This is a genomic window from Geminicoccaceae bacterium (genome assembly GCA_020638465.1).
Lineage (GTDB): Bacteria > Pseudomonadota > Alphaproteobacteria > Geminicoccales > Geminicoccaceae > JAGREO01.
Window position 1 is genome coordinate 1,243,661 of sequence record JACKIM010000002.1, and the last position, 13,250, is coordinate 1,256,910.

The window sequence follows — 13,250 nt, forward strand, 5'->3', positions numbered from 1 at the left end:
CCTAGTGGATATCACTGATCGCCTTGTAGACCTCCGATGCTCCCAGTTCGGCCGCATAGGCCTGCTTGACCGGCTCGGCCAGCTTAAGCAACTCGTCGCGGTCGACGAACTCATGCACGGTGAGAAGGCCCTCCGACTGCATCGTTTCGAGTTTCTGGGAGTCCTCCGAGCTCTCGATCCCGCGGGCATACCTGCCTGCTTCCTTGCCTGCCGACAGCACGCAGGCCTGTTGTTCGGGCGTGAGCCGCTCGAAGGTGGCTTCCGAGAACGCGATCGGACGCACGGTGATGGCATGTGCCGTCCGTGAAATCTCCGGCGCCACCTCGTAGAACTTCATCTGCTCGATGCCGGCGGCCTCGTTTTCGGCCCCGTCAATCACGCCGGTCTGGATGGCATTGTAAACCTCGCTGTAGGCGATGACCGAGGGTGCGGCATGGATGGCCTCGAAGATCCGTGTCTGGATCGGTGCCCCCATCACCCGCATCGAAAAGCCGTTCAGTTCATCCATGTTGGTGATCGGCCTATTGGCAATGAGTTCACGTGTCCCGCCGCCGGCGTAACCGATGATCCGGACATTTGCATTGGCCAGCACGTCTTCCGCGATCGGAGCCAGCGCATCCTGATCAAGAACCTTGTTCCAGTGATCGACGTCACGGAACAGGAAGGGCATGTCCATCAATGGAGCCATCTGCGAGAACGTCGACATATGGGATGGAGATACGATCGCGTAATCGACCGATATTCCCTGGCTCATATATTCGAAATAGTCCTTCTCGAGTCCCAGTTCGGAATTGAGATGCAGATCGAACTTGAGTGATCCTCCGGAACATTCGCCTGCCAGCTCCTCGAACTTGCGCAGCCCCTTTGTGAAGGCGTGACTTTCATCGAACTGGACCGCACCGACGAGCGTCACATCCTCAGCCCGGACAGCACTGGTGGCAGCAAGGATGGCCACGGCCGTCGTAGCCAGCAAATTGGTGATCCTGATCATGGTCTCAAACCTCCCGTTCAAACTTCGTTGGCGTTGATTACAGACGAGCTTTGCGAACTTGTCACGCTTCATCGTGAAACACCTGGCATTGTCCCGGATACGGGAGCTGACCGCGGGCCAGCGCGACACACCCGGGCTCAATTGACGAATTTCGGCATCAGCAGGCGCGGCAGGAACAGTATGATATCGGGCAGCAGGATGATGACAAGCAGAACGGCCAGCATGGGTGCGAGGATAATCGCCACGTCCTTGAGCGTCCTCAGGAGCTTGATCTCGCCGATGGCCGAGGCGATGAGCAGACACAGCCCGTAGGGCGGGGTCACAAGGCCGAAGGCCAGACTGATCACGCCGATGATGGCGAAATGAATGGCATGCATCCCGACATGATCCGCGACCGGAAACAGCACGGTGCCGAGGATGATGATGGCCGGCACGGCATCTATGAACATGCCGAACAGCAGGAAGGCGAGCGCGATCATGACGCCTGTACCGGTTACCCCCAGTCCCAGTATCTCGATCTGCGCTACCAGTGCCGCCGGAATCTTGAAATACGCGAGACACCAGCCGAAGGCCGACGCCGTGCCGACGCAGAACAGGGAAATGCCGGCAAACCGGGCACTTTCATAGAAGACATGCGGCAATTCCCGCGGTGCGATGGTGCGGTAGACGAACAGGCCGAGCATCAGTGAATAGATGACGGCGATCAGCGATGCCTCCGTCGGCGTGAAAAACCCCGCAACGATACCGCCGACAATGATCACAGGCGTCATCAAGGCAAGGAATGCACTGGCGAAGGCGCTGAACAGTTCCCTGAACGAAGAACGTCCATAGACCGGATAGCCCCGCTTCCTGGCATAGACATAGACGGTCAGCATCTGCGAACCGGCAATCAGGATGCCGGGGACAACACCGGCAAGGAACAGCCCGCCGATCGAGACCGACATCAGCCCGCCCCAGATGATCATCAGGATGGAAGGCGGAATGATGACCCCCATGACCGACGAGCATGCCGTGATCGCGACGGAGAACGAGGTGTCGTAGCCTTCCTTCTTCATCTGGGGAATGAGGAGGGAGCCAATTCCGGCAGCATCAGCGGTGGAACTGCCCGATATGCCGGCAAACAGCATCGAAACGATGACATTGATGTGGCCAAGGCCACCCGGCAGGTGTCCCACGAGGGCGCGGCTCAGATTGATGAGCCTGTCGGTGATGCCGGAGGAATTCATCAAATTGGCGGCCAGCAGGAAGAACGGCACGGCCAGCAGGATGAAGGCATTGTAACTCTTGAACATTTCCCGCAGCAGGAGAAGCGGTGTCAACCGGTCGTCGATGAAGAAGACCGGGATCACCGCAACACCGAGCGCGAAAGCGACCGGAACACGAAGGACAACGAGCAATCCGAAAGTGCCGAAGAGAATGGCTGCGACCTCACCGGGACTCATGCCTCGTCTCCAGCCCGCGAGGTATCCTTGCCGATGGCGAACTCGTCCATGATCTTCTCGATCAGGAAAAGGATCCAGATGGCGCCGGCAAGCGGCCACGCGATATAAATTGACAGCATGGGAAGGCTGGCAATTTCGGAACGCTGCCGGGAACCGAGGACCGCAAAATCCCAGCCCCAGACGAGGAAGGTCAGCCCGGCGACGATCATCACCAGATAGACAAACAACCGCGACAGGCGTTCGACTGCCGGATCGGAGCTGTGCGGCAGCAGATCCACATCGAAATGGGTTCCATCGCGCACGGCAATCATCGAACCGATCATCACGATCCAGACAAAACAGAACCGGGCTATCTCCTCGGTCCAGATGAACCGCGGAATCAGACCCGTGTAACGTGAGAGAATCTGCATGGCGACCGGAACGACCAGCGCCATCATGAGCAAGGTCAACAGGCCTTGCAGGCCCTTGTAGAGCAGATCGTTCATCCGCCTCATTTCATTCCTCCCCACGAGATGAAAGCCGGTCTTGCCGCCCTGCCGGCATCATGCAGTTGTCGAAAACCACCAGCACGGGAAAGGTACCCGAGCAGACAGCCCGGCCACAGCTGCCATTCACGCCGGCGCCAGGGACTTCGAACTGACCCACCGGGCAAGAGCCAGAACCAGGGCCACCCCCGCCAGCGCCGCCAAGTCGTAGATCCGCCCCGCCGGCCAGATCAACAGGACGCCAAGAACGAACAGGAACGGCCGGAGCCACAACGCCACGGGCCATTCGCCATACCCTTCCCATGCCGCCGCAACCGCATAGATACCGACGACGGCATAGAGCGAAATCTCCAGCGCCGACAGCCAGTTCCCGGAGAGAATTGGCGTGTAGGCGAACAGGATGGGTACAATATAGAGGCCCTTGGCAATCCGCCACGCCGAAAGTCCCGTCGCCATGGGCGGTGTCTTGGCGATGGCGGCCGCGGCAAATGCCGTAAGACACACCGGCGGGGTAACGTTGCTGTCCTGGCTGAGCCAGAAGATGATCATGTGGGCCGACAGCAGGCCCGTTGTCACGAGTGCCGGATCGAGTGCCTGATCGAACAGCGTCGAGGTGAAGTCCCGCGGTACCAGTGCATAGAGCGCGGCGGCATCCGCATGAGACATGGGCGCTGCCAGCTTGGCCAACGCGTCCGGGTCGGCCAGCATGAAGATGGCGCGGGCCGGTTCCGCCAGGGTACCGTTGGCGATCTGATCGATCATGAAGTCGTTGAGGATGAGTTCCTTGAGAGCGGGTGCCGAGAGCGTCGCCAGGACGATGTAGGCAGCAGTCACCGGCAGCCCCATGCCCAGCACCAGCGATACGATGGCAACGAGGATGAGCGCCAGAATGAGACTTCCTCCGGCCCAGTCGGCAAGCAGCAGCGAGAGCGTGTTGCCGATTCCGGTCGTTCCCACCGCCATGACGACGATCCCCACCGATATCAGCAGGATGGCGGTACTGATCATGTTGCGGGTACCGAGAGCCAACGCCTCCATGATGGCCACCGGTCCCATCCTGTTGGGTGTCAGCCAGCTGGAGACAACGACCGATATGATCGCATAGCCTGCGGCATAGGTCGGTGTAAATCCGTACATCAGCATGAAGACCAGAACGCCGATGGGCAACAGAAAGGAGATGCCGCCGCGGCTCATCACCTCCCTGAAGGATGGCGCATCATCCCCGCCTCCTCCCAGTCCATGCTTCTTCGCCTCGATCCGCACCCATACCGCAACCGAGAAGAAGTAGAGGATTGCCGGCAATACCGAAACGGCGACGATGGTCAGGTAGGGAATCTGGGTATAGGTGGACATGACGAAGGCGCCCGCTCCCATGATCGGCGGCATGAGCTGGCCGCCGGTGGAGGCCGCGGCTTCGACGCCGGCAGCGAACTTCGGCGGAAAGCCGGCCTTCTTCATGAGGGGAATGGTGATGGTCCCGGTGGAAACCGTATTGGCCACCGCCGACCCGGAAACCGTGCCGGTGAGTGCCGATCCGAGCACCGCCACCAGTCCCGGCCCGCCCACCATCCGCCCTGCCACCGTGCGCGCAAGATCGATGACGAACTCTCCCGCACCGGAGCGGATGAGGAAGGCCCCGAAGATGATGAACATGAAAACGAAGGTGGAACTGATTCGCGCAATCGGGCCGAACATGCCGGCGACCTCGATATAGGCGCGGAACAGCGTGGTTTCCCAGGTCAGTCCGGGAAACTTGAACACACCCGGAACGAGCGGACCCAGCCAGGTCATGTAGGACAGGAAAACCAGCGTCATGATCGGGATGAAGATGCCGGCAACCCGACGGGACAGTTCCAGGATGACGATGATCGCCAGTATGGAAAACAGCCAGTCCGACCAGATGAAACTTATGTTCGGCCGCTCGTAGATCCAGTCATAGGCGAAGATGACATAGATGCCGCAGGCCAGGGCAGCGCAGCCGACAAGGGCATCGATCCAGAGCGGCGCCCCGCGCCAGGCCGGCATCAGCAGCGCACAGAGCAGGCCGAATCCAGCGAAGTGGATGGCCGAAAGGGTCAGCTCCGGCAGGGTTCCCAATGTGTTCGCCCAAACGTGGAAAAGGGCGAATGCCACACAGAATCCGAATGTCAGCCGGCCAAGAAGGCCCTTGTCGAGATCGCGCTCTGCTTCTTCGGCCATGCTTTTGCTTCCCTCGACCCGGGCGCCTTCAGATCAGGGGTGGCGGGATCGCCCCGCCCCCCCTGTCGCTCATTGCGGAAACGGCAACGTTCATCCGCCCTTGAGCTGATCGGGAATGCTGACGCCCTGTTCCTCGTAGTACCGCAAGGCGCCCGGATGCAACGGAGCCGGCAGACCTCCTGTCGCCGCATCGAGAGACATGGCCTTGGTCGCCGAATGAATGTTCTGCAGGAATGGCAGGTTCTCGAAAATCGTCTTGGTGATCTGGTAGACCGCCTCCTCATCCACATCGGCATTGACGGCAAGGAAATTGGGCTGGGCGATGGTATTCACAGCCTTGTCCTGGCCGGGATAGGTACCGGCGGCAATGACCTGACGCGTCCAGAGATCGCCGTCGCCATTCGCACGCGTCATCTGCTCATCGGTAAAATCGAGGATCGTCAGACCGTTCCCCATGGCAGCCATCGCCTGGGTGATGGCTGCCGTCGGCGGTCCTCCCGTCATGTTGGCGCCGAGAATCGTTCCGTTCTGCAGACCTTCCGCAGTCGGCGTATATCCCTGATGGACCAGATCAAAGCCTTCGTAGTCGATGCCGAGATTGCCCAGAAGAACCTGCCCCGACCCCTCGGTACCGGAGTTCTTCACACCGATGGAAAAGGGCTTGCCCGCAAGGGCGGCGAGGTCATCGACCGTGCCCGTCTTCGCCAGATCGGAAGCCAGAACCATCTGCTCGACGTTCTGCCAGAGCATGGTGATGGAGCGGAGATTGGCCTGCTTGCCATCCGCCTCAAGCTTGCCGGTGCCCTTCCACGCCCACTGCCCGTAAAGCCCCTGGAGAATGGCGAACTGCGCCTGATTTTCACGCATCAGCTTGAGATTTTCCCCCGACCCCGCCGAGGAGATTGCCGACATGTCAATCTTCTGGCTGTTCTGCAGCTTGACCTTGACCAGGGTCGCCAGGGCCACGCCCACCGGATAGTAGGTTCCGCCGGTTGTTGCCGTGGTCAGGATGTAGGAACGCTCTTCCTGCGCTGACACCGGGCCGCTGGCAGCAAGCGAACCTGCCACCAGCATGGCTGCACCGGCGAGCACGCCGCGTCTGTTCTGTTTCATCTCGATGACCTTCCCTGATTGCGCGTGCCATCGAACATTACGGCTCTTCGACCGATTGGCAAGAGTGGTGAGACCATGGACGGTCGATGCGCAAGCATCGCTCCTCCCACGAGAATCCGCCGGTCCGTTCAGCGGGGTGCCGGGAAGAGGGCATCGGTGCGGCCCATGAGGTAGTAGGCTGCGAGCCCGATCCACTCACGCACGGACTCGTCCAGTTCCAGCAATCTTCCACTCATGTTGATTTCCGGTACCATTCCCTGGCCGGGCACGGTCTGGTAGTCGACCGGCCAGGGCACGACCGGCCAGCCGGCCTTGCGAAAGATGCCGACCGAGCGCGGCATGTGGAAGGCGGATGTGACCAGCAGCCAAATCTCGCTTGCATCGGGACGGATGATCGCCTTGCTGTCGAGCGCGTTTTCGTACGTATTGCGCGACTGCTCCTCGTAAATGACTCGCCTGGGATCGAGCCCTGTCATGCGGATAAAGATCCGGTTGACCTCTCCCTCGCTCACGCCACCAGTGCCCAGGGCACCATTGCCGCCCGTCAGGAGAAGGCGTGCCTCGGGATAGAGCCGGGCCAGTTCCACGGCTTCGACAAGGCGTTCCGCCCGCTCGTTCATTGCCAGAACGCCACGGTCATGGGTAATCACGGGTACCTGGGCGCCACCCAGGACGATGATGCCGGTCACGCGATCGGGCAGCGGGTCGGGACGGGAAAAACGGTCTTCGAGCGGCTCCCGCAACCACAGCCCCACCGGCAGGATCGCCACGACCAGCAACAGCAGCAACATTGCGACGGCCAGCCTTCCCGCCACCCTGTGACGTATGTCGAGAGCGAGAAGTGCTGCAATGAATGCCGTGAACAGAAGGAGATTGGTCGGCTGGACGAGCATCCACAGCAGCTTCGACAAGATGAAGTTCATGAGTTCCTGCGGACCCCTATGCTTTTTTTTCGAATGACGTGCCTGCAGTTGATGGCCAATCGGGTCGTTTCGGACAAGCATGCGTCACATTGACAGCCCCGGAATCGACATCGTGACACCCCTGACTGTGACCGCCGCGCAAAGCCAGAAAAGAAGCCGCATCGAAATATTATAACATTTTTAATGTGTTATTTATTTTATACTACACTTGCATGACGCATTGAATGCCATTGACATAAGCATTCAAGCCATGCATGGCCTTGCCTCAGATGACATCCCGTTCCCGAGGATAACCAGGACATGGCCCTTTCCGGCGCAGTTGAGGAGCGCGAGGCGTTAGCGCGCGAGGTTCGCGAATCGGCGGTCGTCCGTTTTGCCGGCGACAGTGGCGACGGCATCCAGCTCACCGGTGCCCAGTTCACGCAAGCCACGGCCGCAGCCGGCTCCGACCTTGCCACCTTCCCCGATTTTCCGGCAGAAATCCGCGCACCGGTCGGAACCACCTTCGGCGTTTCGGCGTTCCAGATCAATTTCGGCTCGCGCGCGATCAAGACCATCGGCGATCGTCCCGACGTGCTCGTGGCCTTCAATCCGGCGGCACTGAAAGTGAACGCCCCGGACCTCGCCGATGGCGCGCTTCTCATTCTCGACAGCGGGTCGTTCACCGAACGCAATCTCAAGAAGGCGGGCTACGTCGCCGATCCGCGCGAGGACGGCTCGCTCGACCGCCTGCGCGTCGTCGAGGTCGACATCACCGCCCTCACCCGCAATGCGCTGGCCGACACCGGACTCACCGCACGAGAACAGTTGCGATGCAAGAACTTCACCGCACTGGGAATCGTGCTGTGGATGTTCGACCGTGACCGGACATCCACGGTGCAGTGGCTCGAACGCCGCTTCAAGGACCGTCCGGAACTCGGCGAAGCGAACCGCAAGGCGCTGGATGCCGGGCATGCGCTGGGAGAGACTGCGGAGCTGCATCAGCTTCCCGGTTACAGCATAGGCCATGCCAGCCTGCCCGCCGGCCTCTACAGAACCATTACCGGTCATGAGGCGCTGGCCTTCGGGCTGGTCGATGGCGCGCTCAACGCCGGTCTCGAACTGATCTTCTGCTCCTATCCGATCACGCCAGCCTCCAGCCTGCTGCACAATCTGGCAAAGCTGAAACGGTTCCCGGTGAAGACCTTCCAGGCCGAGGACGAAATCGCCGCCATTTGTGCCGCCATCGGTGCCTCCTACGGCGGTGCCATCGGGATCACGTCAAGCTCGGGACCCGGCATAGCGCTCAAGTCCGAGGCCATCGGCCTTGCGGTCATGACCGAGCTGCCGCTGGTGATCGTCAATTCGCAACGCGCCGGCCCGTCCACCGGCATGCCCACCAAGACCGAGCAATCGGATCTCTACCAGGCCGTTCTCGGCCGCAACGGCGATACCCCGGTTGTCGTGCTGGCAGCGGCAACCCCCGCCGACTGCTTCACGATGGCACGCGAGGCGGTGCGCATCGCCGTCCGACACATGACGCCGGTGATGTTGCTGACCGACGGCTTCCTCGCCAACGCCTCGGAACCGTGGCTTATACCGGAGCTGGCGGACAAGCCGGCTTTCCCGGTCGCATTCGCCAAAGCGTCCACGGAGGCGAACGCCGATCCCTTCCACCCCTACCAACGCGATGACAAGGGCGTACGCCCCTGGGCAAAGCCCGGCACACCGGGCCTCATGCACCGCATCGGCGGTATCGAGAAACAGAATCTTACCGGCAACATTTCCTACGATCCGGCCAATCACCAGTTCATGACCGACGCGCGCTGGAACAAGGTGCTGGCCGTTGCCCATGACACCCCCGAACAGGAGGTCGAGTCCGGCCCTGACGGCGGCAGGCTCGCCATTGTCGGCTGGGGCAGCACCTATGGTCCGATCAGCCGGGCGGTGAGCGTGAAGCAGGCGCATGGCATGGCCGTATCGCATATCCATCTGCGCAATCTCTGGCCGTTGCCGCGCAACCTCAAGGAGATGCTGCAACGCTTCGACCATGTTCTGGTGCCGGAAATGAACCGTGGCCAGTTGGTAAATATCCTGCGCAGCGAATATCTGGTCGATGCGAAATCCCTCGCCAAGGTGACGGGCAAGCCATTCACCATCGAGGAGATCGAGAACGCGATCGACCATCTTCTGGAGACCGGAGCATGAACGCGCCGCTCGCGACCAAAACGATCCGGCTTCTGCCGAAGGATTACGCCACCGACCAGGAAGTGCGCTGGTGCCCGGGATGTGGCGACTATGCCATCCTGAAGGCGGTACAGAAGGCACTGGCCGATCTTCAGGCCGATCCCGCAAGGACCGTATTCGTTTCGGGCATCGGTTGTGCGGCGCGTTTCCCGTATTATATCGAGACCTACGGTTTCCACACCATTCACGGCCGGGCTCCGGCGGTCGCGACGGGCCTGAAGCTCGCCAATCCCGATCTCGACATCTGGGTGGTTGGTGGCGACGGCGACATGCTGTCGATCGGCGGGAATCACCTCGTTCACGCCCTGCGCCGCAATGTCGATCTCAACATCCTGCTTTTCAACAACGAGATCTACGGCCTCACCAAGGGACAATATTCACCGACCTCGCGGGTCGGAACGCGGAGCCCGTCGACTCCCGGAGGATCGATCGATACCCCTCTGCACGCCCTCGGCCTCGCCCTTGGAGCTGGCGCCCGCTTCATCGCCCGCGGCATCGATACCCAGCAGAAGATCCTGCCGGAGATCCTCAAGGCCGGGCGCAACCACAAGGGTGCGGCACTGACCGAGATCATCCAGAACTGCATCGTCTACAACGACAATGCATTCTCGTCATTCACCGAGCGGCAGGTCGAGGCCGAGGCGCAGGTCCATCTGGTCCATGGCGAACCGCTGATCTTCGGCAAGGACCGCGACAAGGGCCTGCGGCTGAACGAGAAGGGTACGGCACTCGAAGTGTTCGCGCTGGCCGACGGCGACCCCGTCGTCCACGATGTGCACGATCGCCATCTGGCGTTTCTGCTCGCATCGATGGAACAGCCGATGCCGGTGGCGGTCGGGATCATCCTCGATGATCCAGCACCTGCAAGCTATGATCGCGCGGTTGAGGCGGCAGATGCCGCAGAACGTCGTGACGACGCGAAACTGGCCGACGTGCTGCGGCAGACAGCCACATGGCACATGGGCTGAAGGCTGAAACATTCGGCGGTCATGGTCCATTTGATACACAATATCCGGCAAAATTTTCCTGCTTTGGAGAGACCGTTCACAGCTGCTTAACTCTTCCATGCGAAGCTGTCTGACATCACGAGACTATTCGCGCGGAGAGCTTTTCAATGGTTGCCCCGATACCACCTTCAATACCGAATCGCATCGACGCCAATCGATCGGGCCAGGCCGGTTTCACACTCGTCGAACTGTCAATCGTTCTGGTCATCATCGGCCTGATCATCGGCGGCGTCCTCAAGGGTCAGGAGATGATCCAGAGCGCGCGGCTGAAATCGACCATGAACCAGGTCGAGGCCTACCGTGCCGCTCACAACACCTTCCGCGACCGTTACGGCGCCCTGCCCGGCGATTTCAAGGACGGCCAGGCAGCACTCGGCGACCATGTCGGCATCACCTGGACCACTCCCGCCTGTGACGGCAGCAATGCCGCCTGTGACGGCGACGGTGTCATCGAGGGTTCCGGTGCCAGTCAGGAATCCCTGCTCTACTGGCAACATCTCGCCGCGGCCGACATGATCACCGGCATCGAGCTTGGCGACACCGTCGTCAGCGCCCATGGTCAGGGCCTTCCGAGCGCACCCGTCGGCGGCGGCTTCAGCATCGAATGGGTCACGGTGGCCGGCAAGCGTGCTCACTGGATCAACCTCGAGCGCGCGCCATCCTCAACCGATGGCATCATCGACGGCGGCGAGGCCGAGAGCATCGATCGCAAGCTCGATGACGGACGTCCCGGCACGGGCTGGATCCGGCAGACCTACACGACCTGCCTCGACGGTGGTTCCGCCCTGACGACCGCGTCGCAATACAACCGCACCACTGGCGAAAACTGCCACCTGGTCTTCGAAATCAACTGACCTGCAACCGCGCGAACCGGCGTCTCTCCGGTTCCCGTTCGACAGACAGCCGCCCGGCTACGGCGACGAGATCATCGTCACCGCATGCCGGGCGGTTTTCGTTGCCGGCTCCGATGGTTCAATCCGGCCGCATGGCAGCCCGCCCGCGAGCGGCTTCGGCCGCCGCGGTTTCGCCCGTCCGATCGAGAATCACCGCCAGTTTCGTCCAGTTCAGCGGATTGTCCGCCCGCAGGGCTATACGTTCCTCCGCCAGCAATCGTGCCACCGGCCAGTCGCCGGCCCTCATGGCGGCTTCCAGCAGCAACTGGTGAAACACGTCACGCTGTGCATGACTACCGCCGATGGGCTGCAACGCTGCCCGCAGCGGCATGAGCAGATCGACGCAGCCTCGATGATCGCCGCCGTAGAACGCATGGATGGCGCGGGCGAGCGGCAGGATGTAGGGACCGGTGACCTCGGCGGCATAGCAGTCCGACACATGCGACAGCCGTTCGAGTGATTCGAGATAGGCTTCGGCTTCCGCCGCGCGACCGGTTCGCGCCAGCGGCATCATGGTATGCGCGTCGGTGAAGGCGATCACATGGTCCTCCACCCAGGCCGTCGAACGCTCCGCCAGCCCCTCCCAGCGGTCGCCGACATCGACCCCCTGAAACTCCAGACGGGCGAGCAGCGTGGGTGCATTCATCATGTCGGTGGATACAAAACGCTCGCCCGGACGCACATGCGCGTCGTACAGCGCCAGCGCCTCGTCGAACGATTCGCGCTCCACGGCAAAAAGCGCGCGGTGCCACCACAGATGCGCCTTGAATGGTCCCCGATCGGCCCATCGATCCTGCGGGTGATCCAGCCAGCGACTGCCCTCTGCCGTACGTCCCTGCATCTCCAGCACGTGAGCAACAGCATGGATCGACCACATGTCGTCGTCATTGCGTTCCACCGCCTCGCGACCACAGCGCTCGGCCTGCCGGTAACGGCCGCATTCCTCCAGGCCGAAGGCCAGCATTCCGAGCACGAAGCCATAGCCCGGCATGTCCTCCGTCCAGCGCGGAATGACCGCGCCGACCACCTGCCGCATATAGGGCGCTGCCCCCATCCAGAAGTTCTGGAAATGCAGGCTGCGCAGGGCGAGGATATCGTGCGGCCAGCGGGTGATGATCGTCTCCCAGTGCCGCGACGCCCGACGCAGATCGCCCGTAGCCCAGGATAGCAATGCCCGTTCATGCAGCCTTTCGCGCTCGTTGCGCGGGGTTTCGAGCGCGCCGATGGCCGCCAGTTCCGCATCGATGGCCGGCCGCACGCTGTTGGTGCCCATCAGCAGCATGGCACCGGCACGCAGGATGCGCGGCATGAGAAATGCCGGATCGGCCACGAGAGCGCGGTCGATCATGGCCGCCGTATCGGCCCGGTATTCGAGGAAATGATGGACCGCATCGTCGAAGGCCCCGGCAGCCGTACGGCTTTCGGTCGTCAGTTCCAGCCCGCGGCAGTCATGTTGCATCGTCATTGTCCCTCCCCGTTGAACGTTTCCCGCCCGGTCGATCCGCCGGGCCCCTCTCGATCGTTCGGGCCGGACCTGGCGGGAACGCCGCCCGCACTCCGCCCCAGCATCACCACCTCCGCCAGCATGGCCAGCATCAGCATGAAGAAGATGGCGGTTCCAAACCCGCTGACAAAGAGAAATTCGATTGCGGACACGGCCAGCAGGACCTGGCCCGCCCGCAAAGGGCCGCTGCGGGCCACGGCACCCCGCCCGCACCGGAACGCGGTGAACGTCAACAGCAGCATGGCCGCCACGACGAGAATATCGCCGATCCCGAGTCCGAAGCTGCGTCCCGACGGCAGACGCAGGTCGACAGCGGCAGCATAGAGCCGGTGCGTTCCGCTCCATGACACGAGATGATAGGCCAGCACGGGCAGCCAGGTCACGGGCGACACGGTTCGCCGGTGCGGTATCGTAACGGTGAAAGCCGGGGTCATGAGGTTCCGTCGCAGGAAATCGATCATCCCGTT

11 protein-coding genes are annotated in these 13,250 nt (G+C 61.7%); 3 read left to right on the top strand and 8 right to left on the bottom strand.

Annotation, left to right across the window (positions count from 1 at the left end):
* Position 1: 1 nt before the first annotated feature.
* From H6851_16065 to H6851_16090, 6 genes are all read right to left on the bottom strand, one after another.
* On the bottom strand, positions 2 to 991 hold the full coding sequence (locus tag H6851_16065) for a TRAP transporter substrate-binding protein (GenBank protein MCB9945122.1): 990 nt from the start codon (positions 989 to 991) through the stop codon (positions 2 to 4).
* Between the two features lie 137 nt (positions 992 to 1,128).
* Positions 1,129 to 2,433, bottom strand: coding sequence for a TRAP transporter large permease (locus H6851_16070; protein MCB9945123.1), 1,305 nt, complete (start codon positions 2,431 to 2,433; stop codon positions 1,129 to 1,131).
* On the bottom strand, positions 2,430 to 2,927 hold the full coding sequence (locus H6851_16075) for a TRAP transporter small permease (protein ID MCB9945124.1): 498 nt from the start codon (positions 2,925 to 2,927) through the stop codon (positions 2,430 to 2,432). The genes H6851_16070 and H6851_16075 overlap by 4 nt, the downstream gene beginning before the upstream one ends.
* 117 nt (positions 2,928 to 3,044) lie before the next feature.
* On the bottom strand, positions 3,045 to 5,117 hold the full coding sequence (locus tag H6851_16080) for a TRAP transporter fused permease subunit (GenBank protein MCB9945125.1): 2,073 nt from the start codon (positions 5,115 to 5,117) through the stop codon (positions 3,045 to 3,047).
* A gap of 90 nt (positions 5,118 to 5,207) precedes the next feature.
* Positions 5,208 to 6,230, bottom strand: coding sequence for a TAXI family TRAP transporter solute-binding subunit (locus H6851_16085; GenBank protein ID MCB9945126.1), 1,023 nt, complete (start codon positions 6,228 to 6,230; stop codon positions 5,208 to 5,210).
* Positions 6,231 to 6,358: 128 nt separating this feature from the next.
* A complete protein-coding gene (locus H6851_16090; protein MCB9945127.1) occupies positions 6,359 to 7,153 on the bottom strand; it encodes a YdcF family protein in 795 nt (264 codons plus the stop codon).
* Positions 7,154 to 7,453: 300 nt separating this feature from the next.
* Between H6851_16090 and H6851_16095 the strand changes: the two genes are divergently transcribed.
* The 3 genes from H6851_16095 to H6851_16105 all read left to right on the top strand — a co-directional run bounded on the left by H6851_16095 (position 7,454) and on the right by H6851_16105 (position 11,240).
* Positions 7,454 to 9,340: a 2-oxoacid:acceptor oxidoreductase subunit alpha gene (locus H6851_16095; protein MCB9945128.1), complete on the top strand. Its 1,887-nt coding sequence runs from the start codon at positions 7,454 to 7,456 to the stop codon at positions 9,338 to 9,340.
* Positions 9,337 to 10,347, top strand: a complete 1,011-nt coding sequence (locus H6851_16100) for a 2-oxoacid:ferredoxin oxidoreductase subunit beta (protein MCB9945129.1) — start codon at positions 9,337 to 9,339, stop codon at positions 10,345 to 10,347. Before H6851_16095 ends, H6851_16100 begins: the two co-directional genes overlap by 4 nt.
* A gap of 146 nt (positions 10,348 to 10,493) precedes the next feature.
* Positions 10,494 to 11,240: a prepilin-type N-terminal cleavage/methylation domain-containing protein gene (locus H6851_16105; GenBank protein ID MCB9945130.1), complete on the top strand. Its 747-nt coding sequence runs from the start codon at positions 10,494 to 10,496 to the stop codon at positions 11,238 to 11,240.
* 118 nt (positions 11,241 to 11,358) lie between these two features.
* Here the strand turns inward: H6851_16105 and H6851_16110 are convergent, their stop codons facing one another.
* Positions 11,359 to 12,744: a tetratricopeptide repeat protein gene (locus tag H6851_16110; GenBank protein ID MCB9945131.1), complete on the bottom strand. Its 1,386-nt coding sequence runs from the start codon at positions 12,742 to 12,744 to the stop codon at positions 11,359 to 11,361.
* The gene (locus tag H6851_16115; protein MCB9945132.1) at positions 12,741 to 13,244 is read right to left on the bottom strand and encodes a hypothetical protein; all 504 of its coding nucleotides are present in this window, start codon (positions 13,242 to 13,244) and stop codon (positions 12,741 to 12,743) included. Before H6851_16115 ends, H6851_16110 begins: the two co-directional genes overlap by 4 nt.
* Between the last annotated feature and the right edge of the window lie 6 nt (positions 13,245 to 13,250).